At 63.4% G+C, this 20,243-nt stretch carries 12 protein-coding genes, 2 tRNA genes, 3 rRNA genes and 1 pseudogene; 5 read left to right on the top strand and 13 right to left on the bottom strand.

Translation table 11 applies throughout. The features are described from left to right. Positions 1-45: 45 nt before the first annotated feature. Genes CUJ89_RS36625 through CUJ89_RS36635 form a run of 3 tightly spaced genes read right to left on the bottom strand, consistent with a single transcriptional unit; the run spans position 46 to position 3,703 of the window. A complete protein-coding gene (locus CUJ89_RS36625) occupies positions 46-1,236 on the bottom strand; it encodes an acetyl-CoA C-acyltransferase (protein ID WP_114182292.1) in 1,191 nt (396 codons plus the stop codon). Positions 1,237-1,254: 18 nt separating this feature from the next. Beyond that, positions 1,255-2,022 (bottom strand): 3-hydroxyacyl-CoA dehydrogenase, encoded by a 768-nt coding sequence (locus CUJ89_RS36630; protein ID WP_114182293.1) that lies wholly within the window; start codon positions 2,020-2,022, stop codon positions 1,255-1,257. A 13-nt stretch (positions 2,023-2,035) separates the two neighbouring features. Next, positions 2,036-3,703: an acyl-CoA synthetase gene (locus CUJ89_RS36635; RefSeq protein ID WP_114182500.1), complete on the bottom strand. Its 1,668-nt coding sequence runs from the start codon at positions 3,701-3,703 to the stop codon at positions 2,036-2,038. 144 nt (positions 3,704-3,847) lie between these two features. Here CUJ89_RS36635 and CUJ89_RS36645 point away from each other — a divergent pair, with 144 nt between their 5' ends. Beyond that, positions 3,848-4,852 carry an AraC family transcriptional regulator gene (locus CUJ89_RS36645; RefSeq protein WP_114182294.1) on the top strand — a complete coding sequence of 335 codons (1,005 nt, stop codon included), beginning with the start codon at positions 3,848-3,850 and terminating at the stop codon, positions 4,850-4,852. Between the two features lie 98 nt (positions 4,853-4,950). Here the strand turns inward: CUJ89_RS36645 and CUJ89_RS36650 are convergent, their stop codons facing one another. After that, positions 4,951-5,184, bottom strand: coding sequence for a hypothetical protein (locus CUJ89_RS36650; RefSeq protein ID WP_114182295.1), 234 nt, complete (start codon positions 5,182-5,184; stop codon positions 4,951-4,953). A gap of 32 nt (positions 5,185-5,216) precedes the next feature. On the opposite strand from CUJ89_RS36650, the gene CUJ89_RS36655 reads away from it, so the two are divergent. From CUJ89_RS36655 to CUJ89_RS39010, 3 genes and pseudogenes are all read left to right on the top strand, one after another. Beyond that, positions 5,217-5,816 (top strand): hypothetical protein, encoded by a 600-nt coding sequence (locus CUJ89_RS36655; protein WP_114182296.1) that lies wholly within the window; start codon positions 5,217-5,219, stop codon positions 5,814-5,816. Between the two features lie 62 nt (positions 5,817-5,878). Then, entirely contained in the window at positions 5,879-6,250 is a 372-nt protein-coding gene (locus CUJ89_RS36660; RefSeq protein ID WP_114182297.1) for a nuclear transport factor 2 family protein, read from the top strand. Between the two features lie 17 nt (positions 6,251-6,267). Further along, a pseudogene (locus tag CUJ89_RS39010) lies at positions 6,268-6,386 on the top strand (DNA-binding response regulator); the annotation flags it as partial. A 56-nt stretch (positions 6,387-6,442) separates the two neighbouring features. Here CUJ89_RS39010 and CUJ89_RS36670 read toward each other — a convergent pair. The 6 genes from CUJ89_RS36670 to CUJ89_RS36700 all read right to left on the bottom strand — a co-directional run bounded on the left by CUJ89_RS36670 (position 6,443) and on the right by CUJ89_RS36700 (position 14,035). After that, on the bottom strand, positions 6,443-8,272 hold the full coding sequence (locus CUJ89_RS36670) for a methyl-accepting chemotaxis protein (protein ID WP_114182298.1): 1,830 nt from the start codon (positions 8,270-8,272) through the stop codon (positions 6,443-6,445). 512 nt (positions 8,273-8,784) lie between these two features. Beyond that, positions 8,785-8,897 (bottom strand): 5S ribosomal RNA (gene rrf / locus CUJ89_RS36675). A gap of 183 nt (positions 8,898-9,080) precedes the next feature. After that, a 23S ribosomal RNA gene (locus CUJ89_RS36685) occupies positions 9,081-11,962 on the bottom strand. A 286-nt stretch (positions 11,963-12,248) separates the two neighbouring features. Continuing rightward, positions 12,249-12,324 (bottom strand) — tRNA-Ala (locus tag CUJ89_RS36690). A gap of 39 nt (positions 12,325-12,363) precedes the next feature. Beyond that, positions 12,364-12,440: transfer RNA gene (locus CUJ89_RS36695), tRNA-Ile, on the bottom strand. A 62-nt stretch (positions 12,441-12,502) separates the two neighbouring features. Continuing rightward, positions 12,503-14,035, bottom strand: a 16S ribosomal RNA gene (locus CUJ89_RS36700). The 16S, 23S and 5S rRNA genes sit together here with 2 tRNA genes alongside, the layout of an rRNA operon. Before the next feature lie 789 nt (positions 14,036-14,824). On the opposite strand from CUJ89_RS36700, the gene CUJ89_RS36710 reads away from it, so the two are divergent. Then, on the top strand, positions 14,825-15,262 hold the full coding sequence (locus CUJ89_RS36710; RefSeq protein ID WP_236655113.1) for an ATPase: 438 nt from the start codon (positions 14,825-14,827) through the stop codon (positions 15,260-15,262). Between the two features lie 165 nt (positions 15,263-15,427). Here CUJ89_RS36710 and CUJ89_RS36715 read toward each other — a convergent pair whose 3' ends face one another. The 3 genes from CUJ89_RS36715 to CUJ89_RS36725 form a co-directional block, all read right to left on the bottom strand. Further along, positions 15,428-16,114 carry a DUF429 domain-containing protein gene (locus tag CUJ89_RS36715; RefSeq protein ID WP_114182300.1) on the bottom strand — a complete coding sequence of 229 codons (687 nt, stop codon included), beginning with the start codon at positions 16,112-16,114 and terminating at the stop codon, positions 15,428-15,430. Positions 16,115-16,123: 9 nt separating this feature from the next. Next, the gene (locus CUJ89_RS36720) at positions 16,124-16,648 is read right to left on the bottom strand and encodes an HD domain-containing protein (RefSeq protein ID WP_114182301.1); all 525 of its coding nucleotides are present in this window, start codon (positions 16,646-16,648) and stop codon (positions 16,124-16,126) included. 121 nt (positions 16,649-16,769) lie between these two features. Next, complete coding sequence (locus CUJ89_RS36725; protein WP_114182302.1) at positions 16,770-20,240, bottom strand: ATP-binding protein; 3,471 nt, start codon at positions 20,238-20,240, stop codon at positions 16,770-16,772. Positions 20,241-20,243 lie beyond the last annotated feature (3 nt).

The raw sequence follows: 20,243 nt of genomic DNA on the forward strand, positions 1-20,243 counted from the left end.
CCTGCGCGATACCCGTCGCCCGTGTCGCAGCGTGCGTGCTATGCGTTACGCGATGCGCTCGATCGCAATCGCCGTCGCCTCGCCGCCGCCGATGCACAGCGATGCGACGCCGCGCTTCAGGCCATACGTTTCGAGCGCGGCCAGCAGCGTCACCATCACGCGCGCACCGGATGCGCCGATCGGATGCCCGAGTGCACACGCGCCGCCATGCACGTTGACCTTCTCGTGCGGCAGGTCGAGATCGCGCATCGCGGCCATTGGCACCACCGCGAACGCTTCGTTGATCTCGAACAGGTCGACGTCGCGCAGGTTCCAGCCGGTTTTGTCCGACAGCTTGCGCAGCGCGCCGACCGGTGCGGTCGCGAACAGGCCCGGCTTGTCCGCGTAGGTCGAATGCCCGACGATCACGGCCTTCGGCGTGAGGCCCAGGCGCTCGGCTTCCGAGCGGCGCATCATCACGAGCGCGGCCGCGCCGTCAGAAATCGACGACGCATTGGCCGCCGTCACCGTGCCGCCGTCGCGAAACGCCGCCTTCAGCGTCGGGATCTTGTCGAGTCGGGCCTTGCCCGGCTGTTCGTCGATCGACACGACCGCTTCGGTCTTGCCGGCCTTCACGGTCACGGGCGCGATCTCCGACACGAAGTGTCCTTCCGCGATCGCGCGTTGTGCGCGCGTCAGCGACGCGATCGCGAACGCATCCTGTGCCTCGCGCGTGAACTGATAGGCCTGCGCGCAATCCTCCGCGAACGTGCCCATCAGGCGGCCCTTGTCGTAAGCGTCCTCGAGCCCGTCGAGGAACATGTGGTCGAGCACCTGGCCGTGGCCCATCCGCATCCCCGCGCGCGCTTTCGGCAGCAGGTACGGCGCATTCGTCATGCTCTCCATCCCGCCCGCGACGGCCACGCCCGCCGAACCCGCAAGCAGCAGGTCGTGTGCGAACATCGCGGCCTTCATCCCGGAACCGCACATCTTGTTGACCGTGGTCGCACCCGCCGAGAGCGGCAGCCCGGCCTTCAGCGCGGCCTGCCGCGCCGGCGCCTGGCCCTGCCCGGCCGGCAGCACGCAGCCGAACACGATTTCGTCGATGCGCTCGGCCGGCACGTTCGCGCGCTCGAGCGCCGCGCGAATGGCGACCGCGCCGAGCTCGCTCGCGCTGGCCGCAGCCAGGTCACCCTGAAAACCACCCATCGGCGTACGCGCCGTGCCAACGATTACGATCGGATCCTGAGTCGTCATGATTCGCTTCCTCCAGTGTCAGCGCGGTGCCATGCGCAACGCGCCATCGAGACGGATGACTTCGCCGTTCAACATCGTGTTCTCGGCGATGTGGCGCACCAGCGCCGCAAATTCTTCCGGGCGGCCGAGCCGCGGCGGGAACGGCACGCTCTTGCCGAGCGCGTCCTGCACGTCCTGCGGCATGCCGGCCATCATCGGCGTCGCGAAAATGCCGGGCGCGATCGTCACGACACGAATGCCGAACCGCGCGAGTTCGCGCGCGATCGGCAGCGTCATGCCCACCACGCCGCTCTTCGACGCCGCATACGCGGCCTGCCCGATCTGCCCGTCGAACGCCGCGACCGACGCGGTGTTGACGATCACGCCGCGCTCGCCTTCCGCGTCGGCGTCCTGCTTCGACATCGCTTCGGCGGCCAGTCGAATCATGTTGAACGTGCCGACGAGATTGATCGACACTGCGCGCGCGAAGCGGTCGAGCGAGTGCGGACCGTCGCGGCCGACGACCTTCTCGCCCGGTGCGACGCCCGCGCAGTTGATAAGCGCGTCGATGCGGCCGAACGCGTCGCGCGCGGCGGCGACGGCTGCCTGCCCGTCGGCTTCGCTCGTCACGTCGGTCTTCACGAAGCGCGCGGCCGCGCCGAGTTCGTGCGCGAGGCTCGCACCGGCATCGTCATTGACGTCCAGCAGCACGGCCTTGCCGCCTTCCGCGACCACCATGCGCGCTACCGCGGCGCCAAGGCCCGAACCGGCGCCCGTAATCAGAAAAACGCGATCCTTGATATTCATTCGCAGTCCGTATTCAGGGTTGAGCGGCCTTCTCGGCTTCCATCTTGCGCAACACGAAGCGCTGGATCTTGCCGCTCGGGGTTTTCGGCAGCGCTTCGACGAAGTCGATCGCGCGAGGATAAGCATGAGCGGACAGCCGCCGCTTCACGTGCTGGCTCAGTTCCTCGGCCAGCGCGGGCGTGCCGTCAACGCCCTTCGACAGCACGACGAACGCCTTCACGATCTCCGTGCGCTCCGGATCGGGCACGCCGATGACGGCGGCCTCGCTGACGGCCGGATGCTCGATCAGCGCGCTTTCCACGTCGAACGGGCCGATCCGGTAGCCGGACGACGTGATCACGTCATCCGCGCGGCCGATGAAGCTCACGGTGCCGTCCGGCTCCAGTTCGACGTTGTCGCCGGTCCGGTAATAGCCGCCTGCGATCGCCGGCGTGTCCTGCTGCCAGTAGCCGTGGAACCACAGCAGCGGCGAGCGCGCGATGTCGATCGCGAGATTGCCGGGCTCGCCGGGGCCGAGCTCGCGGCCCGCGTCGTCGAGCACCGCGACGCGGTAGCCGGGCATCGCGAAGCCGGCCGAACCGGAGTGGACGACGTGCGCGAGGCCGTGATGGTTGTTCACGACCATCCCGAGTTCGGTCTGGCCGTAGTGATCGTAGATCGGTGCGCCGAGCGCCGCGTGGAACCAGCGCACGACTTCGGGATTCAGCGGTTCGCCGGCACTGCTGACCACGCGCAGCTGTCCTTTCAGCCGCGCAGCCGCTTCCTTGCCGGCCGCCATCAGCATCCGGTACGCGGTCGGCGAGCCGGCGAGGCTCGTGATGCCGAGTCGTTCAATCACGTCGTAGGTGCTGTCGACCGTGAAGCCGCCCTCGTACAGTGTCGTGGCATGACCGAGGAGCAGCGGGCCGGTGATCGCGTAATAGAGCCCGTACGCCCAGCCCGGATCGGCGATGTTCCAGAACCGGTCGCCGGCGCGCAGGTCGACAGCTTCGCGCATATACGCGCCGAACGCGAGCAACGCGTACAGCGGCACCGGCACGCCCTTCGGCAAACCCGTCGTGCCCGACGTCGACATCATCATGAACAGATCAGACCCCTTGCGCAGCACCGGCTCGAATGTATCGGACTGCGCGTCGAGCGCCGCGCGGAAATCGATGTCGCGTTCCGGCAGCGTATCGCCCGGTTCGCGCACCGTCGCGACCGGCGGGCAATCGGCGATCTCGTCGAGCTTGGCGCGATTCGCGACGTTGGTCACGACCAGGCGCGCATCGCTCATCCGCAGCCGGTGCTCGATCGCCTTCGGGCCGAACGCGGTGAACAGCGGCTGGTAGACGGCGCCCGCGCGCCACGTGCCGAGGATCGTCGCGACGAGTTCGGGCGTGCGCGGCAACAGGCCGGCCACCACGTCGCCCGGCTTCACGCCCTGCGCGACGAGCAGGTTCGCGACACGTGCCGACAACGCCTGCATCTGCGCAAACGTGAAGCGGCGGTGCTGCCCGCCAGCATCGATCCAGTCGAGCGCGATCGCGTCCGCCGATGCGTGCCGGTCGCAGCATTCGACACACGCGTTCAGGCCGCGCTCCAGGTCGCCGTGCAGCTGCGCCGCGGCGGTCTCGATACTGAACCGGGCCACAGCGTCGGCGTAGGCCGGCGCCGCCCGGGCGGTTGCTCCATCAGGCATGCGTGTCTCCTGTGCGTTATGACCGCCGGCGAGCCAGCGGCACGACGGGGATACATCGATGGTAGACAGCCGGCACATTGCAATCAATGACAAACAGAATCTAGAATCGTGATCGCTTTTGCCATGTCGGGAGGATTCAGAAAAATGGGGCCGCAGATGATTTCGCCGGATTTCGTCGACGACGCGCTCGCGAGCCTGCGTCGGCAGCGCATCCCGACCGCGCCCGTGCTGCGCGCCGCCGGCCTGCCGGCCGCCGTGCACGAGCCTGTCACGCCGCAGCAGTACGGCCGGCTGTGGCTCGCGATCGCCGGCACGATCGACGACGAATTCTTCGGGCTCGCCGCGCGCCCGATGCGGCAAGGCAGCTTTACGCTGCTGTGCCACGCGGTGCTGCACGCCGGCACGCTCGAGAAGGCGTTGCGGCGGGCGCTGCAATTCCTGCGCGTGGTGCTGGACGAGCCGCACGGCGAGCTCGTCGTGGCCGACGGGCAGGCGCAGATTGTGCTGACGCAGTCGGGTGCGCCGTACCCGGCATTTGCGTACCGGACCTTCTGGCTGATCCTGCTCGGCGTCGCGTGCTGGCTGATCGGCAGGCGCATCCCGCTGCAGCGCATCGATTTCGCGTGCCCGAGCCCCGACCAGCGCAGCGACTATCACCAGTTCTTCGGCGTGCCCGTGCATTTCGACCGGCCCGACAGCCGGCTCGCGTTCAATGCTGCGTACCTCGCGCTGCCGACGATCCGTTCCGGGCAGGCGCTGAAGACCTTCCTGCGCGGCGCGCCCGGCAACCTGCTCGTCCGCTACCGGCACGACACGGGCTGGGTCGCGAAGGCGCGCGCGCACCTGAAGTCGCTGCCGGCCGCCGAGTGGCCCGACTTCGACACGCTGGCCGTCCGCCTCGGCACGACGCCCGCGACGCTGCGGCGGCGTTTGCGCAGCGAAGGGCAAAGCTTCGCGGCGATCAAGGACGAGCTGCGCGGCGCGCTGGCCCAGTCGCTGCTGCGCGGGCACGCGCTGAGCGTCGCGGCGATCGCGGCCGAGCTCGGCTTCACCGAGCCGAGCGCGTTTCATCGCGCGTTCCGGAAATGGACGGGCACGAGCCCCGGCGCGTTCCGCAACGACGTGCATGCGGCGAAGCCGGAGCCTTGAATCGCGAGTGGACGATGCGGCCGGCAGTCATCGAGGCGAGTGCGCGGCGACACCCTGCAGCGGTCGCGAGTGTCGATCTGTCGCGGCCGCGTACGAAATCAGTCGATCGACGAACGCGTCGTGTATCGAGCACTGAACCCGTTCGCGACGCGCTTGCCCATGTCGAGCGAGTCGAGCAGCGCGAGCTCCGCGCCATGCGATGCGACGAGTTCGCCGAGCCGGCAAAGCACGCGCTTGCGTTCGACCGCATCGGCTTTCCGGTGCGATGCGACATGAAACCCGCTGCGACGCGTGGCCGGCACGACGTTGCGCCCCGGCCCGTCCGACCACATACTGGTCGGCCTGTACGAACGAGGTTGCGTCGATGGTGAGTGTCGATCAGGGTGCCGCTTCGATCTTTGGCGTGATCGGAACTGCCGTGTCTTTGCTGGCAGCGATTCCGTACGCGCTCGCGATCTACCGGCGCACCGTTCGGCCGCATCTGTTCACGTGGCTCGTGTGGTCGGTCGTCACGGCGATCGCGGCCGCCGGCCAGTTCGTTGCGGGTGCGGGGCCGTCCGCGTGGTGCACGGCGGCGATTGCCGTCACGTGCTTTCTGACGCTGGTGGCCAGCATTTTTCGCGGCGAACGCGGCTGGACAGGCATCGACTGGTTATTTCTGTGTGCAGCTCTTTCTACCATTCCGCTCTGGATGCTGACCGACGATCCGACGGTCTCGATCTGTCTGGTCACGCTGATCGAGCTTGCCGGCCTCGGCCCGACCGTCCGCAAGACGGTCCGCGATCCGTGGAGCGAGAGCCTCGCCTATTTCGCGCTGTGCGTGCTCAAGTACGCGCTGGCGTTGCTGGCACTGAGCACGTGGAGTATCGCGGTCGCGTTCTACCCGGCCGTCAACATCGTCGCGTCGATCGGTATCTGCCTGGTGATGCTGGTCCGGCGTCAATCGCTGTCGAACGCGCGGTAGGCTTTGTCAGTCGGCGCTGTGTCCGGAACCACAAACCTTCAGAGATGATGCGAGGCCCCGAAATGGATGCAATCCGTACAGCCATCGAACCTTACGAAGCCGCGCTGCGGGCTGCGATGCTGGTCAACGATGTCGAAGCGCTCGATGCGTTGCTGGACGACGATCTGGTGTTCACCGTCCCGACCGGCCAGGTCATCTCGAAGGCGGACGATCTCGCCGCGCATCGCGCGAAGCTTCTGCGTCTCGACAGACTCGATGTCCACGAAACGCACGCATGCGCGATCGACGACATGATCCTGACCACGACGAAAGCGAGGCTCGCCGGCCATTTCGATGGCGCAGCGTTCGACGGCACGTTTGCCTATACGCGCCTGTGGCGTCGATCGGGTGCCGGCTGGCATGTCGTCGCCGGGCATGCATCGCAGGTCATGTAGCCTGCGCCCGATTCCACTCGCCGCCGAAGGATCTGCTGCAGCGTCGGCATCCCGAGAACGTTTTGCGAAAGTGCCCCGGGGCGTGATCGTCGCGTATGCGGCGATCGATCGCATCGAGCACGATCGGCTCGGACGCAACGCAATGCGCCGCCTGCCCGCGCGGTGGGTAGACGTACCCAGCGTCGCCCCTCCTCAGGCGGGCTGCAACTTCAATGCACGGCGGTCCTCCAGCTTGAACTCGCCGACCGTCTGCGCGAGCTTGGCGGCCTGCTCGCGCAGCAACGTCGCGGCAGCCGCTGACTGCTCGACGAGCGCCGCGTTCTGCTGCGTCGCATTATCGAGATGCGACACCGCCTGATTCACCTGCTCGAGCCCCGTGCTCTGCTCCTTGGCGGCGACGGTAATTTCGGCAATCACGCTCGTGATACTGCGCACGCCCTCGACGATTTCGTCCATCGTCGCGCCGGCCGTCTGTACGAGCCCGGAGCCACCCTCGATCTTCTCGACCGACGAGTGAATCAACTGCTTGATCTCCTTGGCGGCCTGCGCGCTACGCTGCGCGAGCGCACGCACCTCGCCAGCGACGACCGCAAAGCCGCGGCCGTGCTCGTTCGCACGTGCAGCCTCGACGGCGGCGTTCAACGCGAGAATGTTGGTCTGGAACGCGATGCCGTCTATCACGCCGACGATGTTGGCGATCTCGCCCGACGCTTGCGTGATGTCGTTCATCGTCGAGACGACCTCGCTAACGACCGTGCCGCCGCGCACCGCGACGTCCGAGGCCGATTCCGCCAGACGGCTCACCTGGCTCGCAGCATCGGCCGAGTTGCGGGCCGTGCCGGCGATTTCCTCGAGCGCTGCGGCAGTTTCCTGCAAGCTCGATGCCGCATGTTCGGTCCGGCTGGACAGATCCTGGTTGCCCTGCGCGATCTCTGCGCTCGCGATGTTGACGGATTCGCTGAACTCGCGGATCTGCAGCAGGATCGTACTGATCTTTTGGGCGAACAGGTTGAACGCATGCGCGATCTGCGCGGCTTCGTCGACTCCGTCGGCAGGCAGCCGTTTCGTCAGGTCGCCGCTGCCGCTCGCGACATCCGTGAGCGCGTCGCGAACCAGCAAAATGCGCTTGAAGGCCGCGTTCGTCATCGCGCCGACGAGCGCGGCCGCGATAACGGCAACGACCAGGATCGCCGCCAGGGTCGTCATCGCGACCGCGCGCATGCCGGCCGTCACGTCTGCCTTGTCGAGCGCGAGCACAAGGGACCAATCGGTGCCGGCAATCGGCTGTGCACGCACCAGCTTGGTTGCCCCGTCGATGTCGACAGCGACGGGCGCGGACGTCGCCTGCAGCGCGCCGAGGTGGTCGGGGTCAAGCGCAGGCGAGAGACCGGTCGCCGGCTTCATGATCAGGTCGGTCTTTGCCGACGCGATCACGCGCCCGCTCTTGTCCACCAAAAACGCGAAGCTCGCTGGTGTCGGGTGGACCGCAGTCACGATAGAGCTCACGCTCTCCATGAACAGGCTGGCGGCCAGCACGCCCTTCACCGTGCCGTCGCGCACCACTGGCACCGCGAACGCAACAGCCGGCTTGCCGGTCGACGCATCACGGTAGAGTGCCGTCACGACCAGGCGGCCGGCGCTGACTGCCTGCTTGTACCACGGGCGTGCGGTTGGGTCGTAGCCAGGCGCGAGCGGGACGTTCGAGAACGCCGTCTTGTCCGGCAGGCCAAGCGTCAGCACCTCGAAGCCGCCCGACTTGCCGAGCAACTTCAGCGCCGGCAGAGGGTCGCCCTCGCCGATCGCGATCGTGTCTGCGAGCGCCTGGGTTTCCCGGCCTCTGCTGGCAACCCATTCGTTGATCGCGAGCGCGTGCCCTGCGAGGATCGACTTGTGATTCTGGTCGATTGCCTCGTCGTTGTGGTCCTTGACGACGTAATAGACCAGGCCGCCCGTAACGGCCAGCGCCGTGACCACAATGGCGACGCAGGTCGCGAGTATTCGAGCGCGAATCGAGGACAGCATGATGACTTCGATCTCCGTTACCGCGTTATATGAATTGGGTTGTCGAAAACAGGCAACGTCCTGTTTAACGACATCGGTTGCGGAAACTTAAGGCCTGACTGGCCAGACCAGGATGGGTGGCAAGTCGGCGGGAACTACGGAGTTGGGTGAGGACGGACTAATTCGGGGAAATCAGACTGTCGTGCTCAATGAAGCCGGCGGTTTTTCGCCGGAACGCGCCATTTATCGATCATTGTCGATGAACGTCGCTCATCATCATCCATCACAACGTCATCTTTGGACGCATCGACATTTGCCGGGCGCTGACGGGGCGGATTGATGTGGTGTGTAGAGGAAGGTGACTGAAGATTTCAGTGCTGCAGAACTGCGGATCGCTCGCGAACGGCAGGTGCCTGAATCGACGTCTTCAGCGCCCCGGATCCCGCCGCGCAGCCTCTCCACGCCCGGCTATCATTTCGACCGCTGAAATGCAAAAACCCCCGCCTTTCGGGCGGGGGTTTCTGGCTTAGGGAGCCTGACGATTACCTACTTTCACACGGGAACCCGCACTATCATCGGCGTAGAGTCGTTTCACGGTCCTGTTCGGGATGGGAAGGGGTGGGGCCGACTCGCTATGGTCATCAGGCAAAGAGGGTTGTCGCGTTGCTTCGCAGCGCGACCAATCTTGGAAGAAGCAGTAATTTTGGGTTGTGAGGTTGTATCTCACACGTACGCGGTACTTCAACCGTCGTACGTCGAGTGCCTTGCACTCGACGCTCGATATCCGTAAGCGCTGAAGCGCTAACGGCTATCGAGACAGACTTGTTATAGGATCAAGCCTTACGGGCAATTAGTATCAGTTAGCTGAACGCATTACTGCGCTTACACACCTGACCTATCAACGTCCTGGTCTCGAACGACCCTTCAAGGGGATCTAGTCCCCAGGGATATCTCATCTTAAGGCGAGTTTCCCGCTTAGATGCTTTCAGCGGTTATCTCTTCCGAACATAGCTACCCGGCGATGCCACTGGCGTGACAACCGGTACACCAGAGGTTCGTCCACTCCGGTCCTCTCGTACTAGGAGCAGCCCCCTTCAAATATCCAACGCCCACGGCAGATAGGGACCAAACTGTCTCACGACGTTTTAAACCCAGCTCACGTACCTCTTTAAATGGCGAACAGCCATACCCTTGGGACCGGCTACAGCCCCAGGATGAGATGAGCCGACATCGAGGTGCCAAACACCGCCGTCGATATGAACTCTTGGGCGGTATCAGCCTGTTATCCCCAGAGTACCTTTTATCCGTTGAGCGATGGCCCTTCCATACAGAACCACCGGATCACTATGACCTGCTTTCGCACCTGCTCGACTTGTCGGTCTCGCAGTTAAGCACGCTTATGCCATTGCACTATCAGCACGATTTCCGACCGTACCTAGCGTACCTTCGTACTCCTCCGTTACGCTTTGGGAGGAGACCGCCCCAGTCAAACTGCCTACCATGCACTGTCCCCGACCCGGATCACGGGCCAAGGTTAGAACCTCAAACAAACCAGGGTGGTATTTCAAGGACGGCTCCACCGAAACTAGCGTTCCGGTTTCATAGCCTCCCACCTATCCTACACAGATCGGTTCAAAGTCCAATGCAAAGCTACAGTAAAGGTTCATGGGGTCTTTCCGTCTAGCCGCGGGTAGATTGCATCATCACAAACACTTCAACTTCGCTGAGTCTCGGGAGGAGACAGTGTGGCCATCGTTACGCCATTCGTGCAGGTCGGAACTTACCCGACAAGGAATTTCGCTACCTTAGGACCGTTATAGTTACGGCCGCCGTTTACCGGGACTTCAATCAAGAGCTTGCACCCCATCATTTAATCTTCCGGCACCGGGCAGGCGTCACACCCTATACGTCCACTTTCGTGTTTGCAGAGTGCTGTGTTTTTATTAAACAGTCGCAGCCACCAGTTTATTGCAACCCCTTCACCCTCTGCCCGCAGGGGCATCAAGCTACAAGGGCGTACCTTATCCCGAAGTTACGGTACCAATTTGCCGAGTTCCTTCTCCCGAGTTCTCTCAAGCGCCTTAGAATACTCATCTCGCCCACCTGTGTCGGTTTGCGGTACGGTCATCGTTAGACTGAAGCTTAGAGGCTTTTCTTGGAACCACTTCCAATTGCTTCGCTCCCGAAGGAGCTCGCGCCACACCCTTGAATCCCGCGCCCGGATTTGCCTAAGCGCCTTCTCCAATGCAGCGACCGGGACTTCCAACACCCGGACAACCTTCCGCGATCCGTCCCCCCATCGCATCTAACAATGGTGCAGGAATATTGACCTGCTTCCCATCAGCTACGCATTTCTGCCTCGCCTTAGGGGCCGACTCACCCTACGCCGATGAACGTTGCGTAGGAAACCTTGGGCTTACGGCGAGGGGGCCTTTCACCCCCTTTATCGCTACTCATGTCAGCATTCGCACTTCCGATACCTCCAGCACGCTTTTCAACGCACCTTCGCAGGCTTACGGAACGCTCTCCTACCATGCGAGCATAGCTCGCATCCGCAGCTTCGGTATATAGCTTAGCCCCGTTACATCTTCCGCGCAGGACGACTCGATCAGTGAGCTATTACGCTTTCTTTAAAGGGTGGCTGCTTCTAAGCCAACCTCCTGACTGTTTTAGCCTTCCCACTTCGTTTCCCACTTAGCTATATTTGGGGACCTTAGCTGGCGGTCTGGGTTGTTTCCCTCTTGACACCGGACGTTAGCACCCGATGTCTGTCTCCCGTGATTGCACTCTTCGGTATTCGGAGTTTGCTATGGCGGGGTAATCCGCAATGGACCCCCCAACCATGACAGTGCTCTACCCCCGAAGGTGAGACACGAGGCACTACCTAAATAGTTTTCGGAGAGAACCAGCTATTTCCAAGTTTGTTTAGCCTTTCACCCCTATCCACAGCTCATCCCCTAACTTTTCAACGTTAGTGGGTTCGGACCTCCAGTACGTGTTACCGCACCTTCATCCTGGCCATGGATAGATCACTTGGTTTCGGGTCTACGCCCAGCAACTGAACGCCCTATTCGGACTCGCTTTCGCTACGCCTGCCCTATACGGTTAAGCTTGCTACTGAACGTAAGTCGCTGACCCATTATACAAAAGGTACGCCGTCACCCCTTGCGAGGCTCCGACTGTTTGTATGCATGCGGTTTCAGGATCTATTTCACTCCCCTCCCGGGGTTCTTTTCACCTTTCCCTCACGGTACTGGTTCACTATCGGTCGATCACGAGTATTTAGCCTTGGAGGATGGTCCCCCCATCTTCAGACAGGATTTCACGTGTCCCGCCCTACTTGTCGTACACTTAGTTCTTTCATACTGTTTTCGCCTACGGGGCTATCACCCGCTATGGCCGCACTTTCCAGAGCGTTCGGCTAACAATACAAATAAAGAGTACAAGGCTCATCCCATTTCGCTCGCCACTACTTTGGGAATCTCGGTTGATTTCTTTTCCTGCGGTTACTTAGATGTTTCAGTTCACCGCGTTCGCTTCACTAGACCTATGTATTCAGTCTAGGATGACCCAAAAGGGCCGGGTTTCCCCATTCGGACATCTACGGATCAAAGCTCGTTTGCCAGCTCCCCGTAGCTTTTCGCAGGCTACCGCGTCCTTCATCGCCTGTGATCGCCAAGGCATCCACCACATGCACTTGTTCGCTTGACCCTATAACGAGTCTGTCTCGTTACAGGTTGAGTTCTCGCATTTGTGCCGTATTCCAATTGAGCCGAACATGAAGTTCGAATCATCTTGAGATACATCGATACAATCACAACCCGGATAACTTCCACGTCCATCTCATAGACGCTTCCGCTATCCAAATTACTTACTTCTTCCAGATTGTTAAAGAACGACAGCCGATATGGTTTTCACTCATATCACTCTGACTGGCTCAATCGCCAATGCAAAATTCTCGGTTCAGTGTCTGAACCAAGCACTTAGCGTTGGTGATTGGTGGAGGCAGACGGGATCGAACCGACGACCCCCTGCTTGCAAAGCAGGTGCTCTCCCAGCTGAGCTATGCCCCCATATATACAGAGACCTCAGGTTTCTTACGCCAGACAACTTGGTGGGTCTGGTTGGATTCGAACCAACGACCCCCGCCTTATCAAGACGGTGCTCTAACCAACTGAGCTACAGACCCCTGAGTCTGTCCTAATTTACAGCCGATAAGCGTGAGCGCTCAACTTCGCGAGATAGCTCTAGAAAGGAGGTGATCCAGCCGCACCTTCCGATACGGCTACCTTGTTACGACTTCACCCCAGTCATGAATCCTACCGTGGTGACCGTCCTCCTTGCGGTTAGACTAGCCACTTCTGGTAAAACCCACTCCCATGGTGTGACGGGCGGTGTGTACAAGACCCGGGAACGTATTCACCGCGGCATGCTGATCCGCGATTACTAGCGATTCCAGCTTCACGCACTCGAGTTGCAGAGTGCGATCCGGACTACGATCGGTTTTCTGGGATTAGCTCCCCCTCGCGGGTTGGCAACCCTCTGTTCCGACCATTGTATGACGTGTGAAGCCCTACCCATAAGGGCCATGAGGACTTGACGTCATCCCCACCTTCCTCCGGTTTGTCACCGGCAGTCTCCTTAGAGTGCTCTTGCGTAGCAACTAAGGACAAGGGTTGCGCTCGTTGCGGGACTTAACCCAACATCTCACGACACGAGCTGACGACAGCCATGCAGCACCTGTGTATCGGTTCTCTTTCGAGCACTCCCACCTCTCAGCAGGATTCCGACCATGTCAAGGGTAGGTAAGGTTTTTCGCGTTGCATCGAATTAATCCACATCATCCACCGCTTGTGCGGGTCCCCGTCAATTCCTTTGAGTTTTAATCTTGCGACCGTACTCCCCAGGCGGTCAACTTCACGCGTTAGCTACGTTACTAAGGAAATGAATCCCCAACAACTAGTTGACATCGTTTAGGGCGTGGACTACCAGGGTATCTAATCCTGTTTGCTCCCCACGCTTTCGTGCATGAGCGTCAGTATTGGCCCAGGGGGCTGCCTTCGCCATCGGTATTCCTCCACATCTCTACGCATTTCACTGCTACACGTGGAATTCTACCCCCCTCTGCCATACTCTAGCTTGCCAGTCACCAATGCAGTTCCCAGGTTGAGCCCGGGGATTTCACATCGGTCTTAACAAACCGCCTGCGCACGCTTTACGCCCAGTAATTCCGATTAACGCTCGCACCCTACGTATTACCGCGGCTGCTGGCACGTAGTTAGCCGGTGCTTATTCTTCCGGTACCGTCATCCCCCCGCCGTATTAGGGCAGAGGTTTTCTTTCCGGACAAAAGTGCTTTACAACCCGAAGGCCTTCTTCACACACGCGGCATTGCTGGATCAGGCTTTCGCCCATTGTCCAAAATTCCCCACTGCTGCCTCCCGTAGGAGTCTGGGCCGTGTCTCAGTCCCAGTGTGGCTGGTCGTCCTCTCAGACCAGCTACTGATCGTCGCCTTGGTAGGCCTTTACCCCACCAACTAGCTAATCAGCCATCGGCCAACCCTATAGCGCGAGGCCCGAAGGTCCCCCGCTTTCATCCGTAGATCGTATGCGGTATTAATCCGGCTTTCGCCGGGCTATCCCCCACTACAGGACATGTTCCGATGTATTACTCACCCGTTCGCCACTCGCCACCAGGTGCAAGCACCCGTGCTGCCGTTCGACTTGCATGTGTAAGGCATGCCGCCAGCGTTCAATCTGAGCCAGGATCAAACTCTTCAGTTTAAACCTGTTACTGTTTTCGGTTCCGTTAAGAACCGGTCGCTCACTCAAAGCTGACAGGAACATGAATTGCTTCATGAACCTGACTTACTTTAGTGTGAGACTCTTGATACTTTCGCTATCTGATCCGAAGATCAGCTCGCTTCCATCAAGCGCCCACACTTATCGGCTGTTAATTTTTAAAGAGCATGTCTGCGAGAACCGTTTCGTTTCTCAGCAGCGCTGCGTTTTCAGCAGCAGAGAAGCGAGATTATGAACCGTGTTTCGCAGATCGTCAACAACTTTTTAACCACTTCGTTGCGACTGCGGGGTCCATCTTCCTGCGCCAGCCGCGTGCCTCAACCGCTGCACACCACCGACTTCGCTTTCCCTCTTCCGCGCCGCGTTTCCGTTAGCGCGAAAGAGGCGTGATTCTATGCAGCACGTGACATTCGCGCAAGCCCCTTTGTGAAATTAATTTGAAAAAGCCTCCGTGCGCTGACGCGCCCGGAGGCTTTGGGCGTGACGGGCTGCGCATCGCAACGCGAGCCGCCCGCTATAGATATGAGGGATACGAGGCGAACCTTTCTTTCCTCCTATATATAGGAGGTCGGCAGCGTCGTGTGCTCAACCGTGTCCCGGGTTCGCATCCCCCGCCAATCATCGGGCCGCCGAACGTGATGTCGAGCCTCCCAACTTCGACGGCGCGCGTTCGCGCCTGCAAGGGTCTCGCAACCTCAATCTGCGGAACGGACAAGGGGCCTCGCGCTGTCGAGTATCATGCCGCGACCGAACCACGCACTCACATCGACGATGGACAGCACCACTCAACCCGGCGACGCCGATCTTCGCGACGAATATGCAGCGCTGCGCGAGCGCGCCATCATGCTGGAAGAACAGGCCCCGCCGCTTCTGCAACACATCTCGGATGTATTGCCGCGGATCAGCGGCGAGTCCGAACTGGCGGACGAGCACCGCGAGCGGCTCGTCGGCGCGCGCAACGCGGCGATGGTCTCGATCGAAAACTATCAGCAGGCGATTCCATTCCTGCAGACGGCCGACTCGATCATCGAGCAGATGGACAAGACACCCGAGCGCGACGAAGACGCCGAGTGGCGTGAAGCGCTGCTGCAACGGCTCGACGAACTGATCGACGTCGCGGTCGTGATGATCGACGATGCAGAAGGCTACCTCGAGCAAGCACAAGCCTGCGATCTGTCCAGCGTGCCGAAATCCATCCTCGAGGATTGAGCAGCACCGCTCGGGATCACGCGGCGCGCCGACTTCATGTCGCGTGCGCCTGCAATCCCGATGCGTGCCGGCCGACCGTCGCTGCCTGACACCTTCGTCGTCAGGACGACCGCACAGCTCCCGCAAAAGCTCACCTTGTCGTAACGACCAGGCCGCGCGACGCAACTACAATGAGTCGAGGACGATCGTCCCGCTCACGATCGGCACACGGATATATCCGCCCTCCGTATCGCCATACGCATGCGCGTTCCCGTCGATGACGTATTGCGCCGTCAGCGCGCAAAGGGTCGCGTCTCGCGCATCGACGGAGCGCAGCATCGCCACGTCGATCCCCAGTCGCTCCAGCAGTTGCCGGCGCTGGTTGCGCTTCTGCTTCGCCGACGCAACCTCCTTGCCCAGCATCGCGCAGGTAATCGCGTAAGGATAGGTTTCGAAGCTCGTGCGACCGCCCGCATATCGCGCGGCGGTCAGCAACGGATAGGCGTCCGCGAGCGCGCGGTAGACGCGCTCCCCCATGAACATCCAGTCGAAGAAGCCCGACGTGCTCGCGACCGCCTGCTCCCGCGACGGCGTCGGAAAGCACGAGATCCGTTCGCGCGCGAGCGCCTGTTCGGCTGCCCGGCGCCCGCCGCCCGTCCACCACAGGCTCGGTGCGTCGATGCCGACGGCCACGACGTCATGGGCGAGACACAGCGCAGGCAACGCCTCGGGTGCGATCCGCTCTTCGCGACAGACGACCGTCGACCCGCGCAGGATCACGAGATCGCATTGCTTCCTTTCGCCGCCCACGTCGACACCCGCCACGGCGGGCGATTGCCGCGCGGCTGATGCGACGGGTCGGGCCGATCGCATGCGGGCGCCTCAGTCCGCCGGACGTGCAGCGTATGCAGTGTCGAAAATCGCCTCGAGACCGGGATGCACGCCGCGCATCGGGTCGACAACCGACTTCGCCCAGTCGAAGTACGCCTGCTTGCGATCGAGCGGCCAGTCCGCAGGCGGATGCCGCGCGATGTCGCGCAGGTTGCAGATCTTGTCGGCCAGCTTCACGAGCTTCGCGCGCCGGCTGATGGTCGCCGCATGTTCGACCTGCAGGCGCTTGCGCTCGTCCTTCGGCAACGACTTGTCGTCGGTGACCTCCATCACGATGTCCGCCACGTCCTTGCCGAACAGCCGCAGCAGTTCCTGCTCGGTCGTCTCCGTATCCTCGACCGTGTCGTGCAGCACGGCCGCGACGATCACGCGCTCGTCCTCGACGCCGGCCTCGTTGGCCAGCACGTCGGCGAGCGCGATCGGATGATTGATGTACGGCGACGCTTCTTCGTCCTTGCGCCGCTGATTGCGATGCTTGTCCGCCGCGAACGCGATGGCGGCTACCAGCTTTTTCATGTTCCCCCCTCGTGTGGCCAGTCCCGCGACCGGTGAACCGGCCGCGTGCTTTTCGGAACCGCACATACTACCTTGTACGCGATGACCTTTCCCGTGCGCCGGCATCCCTGCGCGCCCCGCATCACGCGCCGGCCGGCCCGCGCTGCAGTTCGACCACGTTGACCCGCGCGCCGAATACGTCCTTCACGAGCGGCAGCAGGTGATCGTGGTGTGTCAGGAACAGCACCTGGGTTCGCGTCGACAGATCGCGCAGCGCGTCGAGCCCGGCCTTCGCGCGCGTGTCGTCGAAGTTGATGAACAGGTCGTCGGCAACGAACGGCAGCGCGGTCCTGCTGCCGAGCTGCAACTCCAGCGCCGCGATCCGCAGCGCGAGGAACAACTGGTCGCGCGTCCCTTCGCTCAACCCGGCGACCTCGACCGACGTTCCCTTCGTGCGCCGTGCAGACAGCGCGGGCGGCGTCCGTTCGGTGTCGACGGTCAGCCTCGCGAATTCGCCCAGCGTGAGTCCGGCGAAGATCTCGCCCGCCCGCCTGAGCATCGGCCCCTGCTTCTGGTCGCGATAGCGATCCGTCGCCCACTTCAGCAACCGGCTCGCCGTGGCCGCCTCCAGATACTGCTCGGCTGCATCGCCCATCGCCGCCAGCGCTTCCTGCCGCTTCGACTCGGCAACGGCCGCGTTCGCCTGGCCGTCGATCGCGCCGAACGCCTGGTCGGCCACGACCTGCTGCTGCGCGAGCTCGTTCAGCCGCTTGCCGACATCGCCCAGCGACTGCTTCACCGCTTCGAGGCGCGCCGGCACGTCGACCATGTCCTGTTCCGCGACTTCAGCCTCGACGGCGGACCGGGAAAGACCGTCGCCATCGCGCACCAGCGCCTCTTGCGCGGCATCGACCGCCTGCCGAAGCTGGCGCTGGCGATCCGAGCGCTCGGCCAGCGGCAGCGCCGCGTCGATCGACGCCACGCCGGCCAGTTGAAGCAGCGGCTGGATGCGCGCATCGGCACCGGCCACCGCGGCGGCCGCATCCGCGACCTTGCCGTCGGCCTGCCGCATGGCCTCGTCGGCACGCTCGATCGCGCGCGCGATTTCCCTGGCGGCCGCGAGGCGCATCGTCAGCCGGCGCGCAACGTCCGGCCAGTCGCCGCTCGCCAGCCATTCCGGGGCAAGCGCTTCGGCAAGCCGCCGCGCGCCGGCCTCGAGCGCAGCCAGCTCCGCGCGGATCGCGGCGATCCGGTTGCGCGGCGCGTCGGCATCGGCCAGTTCGGCCGTCACCGCGTTCGCGAGCCCGAGCGCGCCTTCCGCCGCGGCCAGCGTCACCGCGCTCGCGGAAAGTTTCGCGTCGGCCAGCGCGTCGCGCCATTGTGCGTGCCACGCATCGTAGGCCGTCTGCGCGTGGCCAGCCCGCGACCGCGCCGTCGCGCATCCGCGTTCGGCTTCCCGCTCGCGATCTTCGAGGCTGTCCTTCTGCGCGATCGCTTTCTCGGCCGACTGCACGAAGGTCTCGGCAATCGCGACGAGCGCCGCCAGTCCGTCCGACTCGCCGCCTCGCGACACGTTATGCAGCGCCGAACGCAGCGCGGCTTCGGCACCGGCCCGCGCGGCGCGAATCGTGTCGAATTCGCGGCGCTGGCGGTCGAGATCGGCCTGCGCGGCGAACACCGTGTCGCGCTTCGCGAGCCAGTCGCCCATCGCCGCCAGCGACATGCCGGGCACCGCCGCCGTCGTCGCAAGCTCGGCCCATGCGTCGCGCTGCGCGGCCAGCTCGCGCTCGCGCTCGTCCGACGCAGCCTGCCTGCGTACCACGCCGGCACGCGCGGATTCGACCTGCTGACGCAGCGATTGCAGCGTCGCCGCCGCTTGTGTGGCACCGAGCTGCGCATCGACGAGTTCGTCGGCCAGGCGAATCGCATCGTCGACCGCCGGCGCGCCCGTGGCCAGATCGACGGCGCCGCTGCGGATGTCGCCCCATGCGCCGTCGCGCCGCGCGCGCGCCGCCAGCACGTCGGCGGTCGTGACGACCTTGTGGTTCTCCGCGAAATGCCTTTCCTGCAGTTCGAGCCGCTCGAGCTCTTCGAGCGCACCGTCCCTCGCGTCGCGCGCGGCAGCAGCCGCGCTCGCGCGTTCGCTGTCCTCCTTGAGCAGCGCGCCGAGCCGCGCCGCCGACGGCACGTCGAGCGCGCGCAGCGTGTCGACCGGCATGCGCCACTGGCCAAGTGCATCGAGCGCGCCGGACAGCGTGCGTTCGGCGGCAGCGATTTCATGCGCCAACGCCTGTTCGCGCTGGCCGCTGTTGCGAAAGCCTTGCGCATCGGCCAGCGCCGCGCGCAGCGCTTCCGGCACGTCGACGGTCGACAGGCGCGCCTGTTGCTCCTGCGCCTGCGCAAGCTCGCGCGTGCGTTCGTCGAGCGATTCGCGCGCGCCGGCGAGCGCCTGATGCAGTGCACCGTGTTCGCGCAACAGGTTCGCGACGGTCTTCAGCGACAGCGCCGTCGGCAGCGACGCGCGCAGCGACGCTTCGTCCGTCGGCCAGTCGAGTTGGGCGGCCGCCGAAAACGCGGCGGACAGGTGCCGCTCGACGTCCGCGCCGAGCAGCAGCAGATCCTGCGCGTGATTCATGCAGGCGCCGCGCAGCCGGTCGAGCGCTTCGATATCGGCTTCGAGCGCCAGCGTGTCGGCGTCGGCGTCGATCGCATCGCGCGCCTGCCGTTTCGCGAGCAGGTCGGCACGCCGTTCTTCGAGCACTTTCTGCTCGGCCGCGAGATCGCCCTGCGCCTTCAGCAGGTCCGCATACGCGGTCGGCGGCAACTCGACGACCGCGCCCAGTTCGGCCAGCGCCGCGTCCTTGACCGTCAGCTCCTTCAGATACGGCGCCAGCCGCCGCACGCGTTCGAGCTTCGAGCGCAGCGATTCGAGCTGGCGCTGTTCCGCGCGCGCCTGCTCGATCTGCTGTTCGACCGCTTCGCGCGCATCCTTGCGATCGACCCAGTCGCGCGTGCGCACCTGGACCGTCTTCAGTTCGGCCACGGCTTCGTTGAACGACGTTTCGGCCAGCGCAAACGCACTGCCGCTACGACGCGGCGCCCACAGCTCGACCGAACGCGCGTCGAGTTCCTCGCGCACCGGCCCGAGACTGCCGACACCGGCGGCCGATTCGAACAGCACCTGGCCGAGCTTGTCGGATGCGTCGAGAATGCTCCGGCCGCCGTCGACCAGCCGCCCGTGATCGAGCCCGAACATCTGCTCGAAGAATTCGCGTGTCGCGCCGTCGAGGATGGCAGCCAGATAGTCGTCGGGCAGTTTGTCGTCGGCAGGCGTGCGCAACGGACTGCGCCCGCGCGCGCGGTGGAACGCGAATTCGCCGGTGCCGTTCTCCAGCACACCGCCGATCCGCAGTTCGGGCGTGCTGTGCAGGAAATCGAGCGGCGTCTGCAGCTTCATCCCGAACAGCAGCTCCGACACGGCCGTGCGGATCGTCGACTTGCCGGCCTCGTTCGGCCCCACGATCACATGAAAATCCTCGCCGGCCGTCGGGAAGCGCAGCGTCTCGTCGGTGAACTTGCCGTACTTGATCAGATCGAGCTGGTTGATGCGCATTGC

Source organism: Burkholderia pyrrocinia (genome assembly GCF_003330765.1).
GTDB classification, from domain to species: domain Bacteria; phylum Pseudomonadota; class Gammaproteobacteria; order Burkholderiales; family Burkholderiaceae; genus Burkholderia; species Burkholderia pyrrocinia_B.

Coding starts and splice junctions, on each gene's coding strand:
- CUJ89_RS36625 (WP_114182292.1), bottom strand. CDS start 1,236: ATGACGACTCAGGATCCGATCGTAATCGTTGGCACGGCGCGTACGCCG.
- CUJ89_RS36630 (WP_114182293.1), bottom strand. CDS start 2,022: ATGAATATCAAGGATCGCGTTTTTCTGATTACGGGCGCCGGTTCGGGC.
- CUJ89_RS36635 (WP_114182500.1), bottom strand. CDS start 3,703: ATGCCTGATGGAGCAACCGCCCGGGCGGCGCCGGCCTACGCCGACGCT.
- CUJ89_RS36645 (WP_114182294.1), top strand. CDS start 3,848: ATGGGGCCGCAGATGATTTCGCCGGATTTCGTCGACGACGCGCTCGCG.
- CUJ89_RS36650 (WP_114182295.1), bottom strand. CDS start 5,184: ATGTGGTCGGACGGGCCGGGGCGCAACGTCGTGCCGGCCACGCGTCGC.
- CUJ89_RS36655 (WP_114182296.1), top strand. CDS start 5,217: ATGGTGAGTGTCGATCAGGGTGCCGCTTCGATCTTTGGCGTGATCGGA.
- CUJ89_RS36660 (WP_114182297.1), top strand. CDS start 5,879: ATGGATGCAATCCGTACAGCCATCGAACCTTACGAAGCCGCGCTGCGG.
- CUJ89_RS36670 (WP_114182298.1), bottom strand. CDS start 8,272: ATGCTGTCCTCGATTCGCGCTCGAATACTCGCGACCTGCGTCGCCATT.
- CUJ89_RS36710 (WP_236655113.1), top strand. CDS start 14,825: ATGGACAGCACCACTCAACCCGGCGACGCCGATCTTCGCGACGAATAT.
- CUJ89_RS36715 (WP_114182300.1), bottom strand. CDS start 16,114: ATGCGATCGGCCCGACCCGTCGCATCAGCCGCGCGGCAATCGCCCGCC.
- CUJ89_RS36720 (WP_114182301.1), bottom strand. CDS start 16,648: ATGAAAAAGCTGGTAGCCGCCATCGCGTTCGCGGCGGACAAGCATCGC.
- CUJ89_RS36725 (WP_114182302.1), bottom strand. CDS start 20,240: ATGCGCATCAACCAGCTCGATCTGATCAAGTACGGCAAGTTCACCGAC.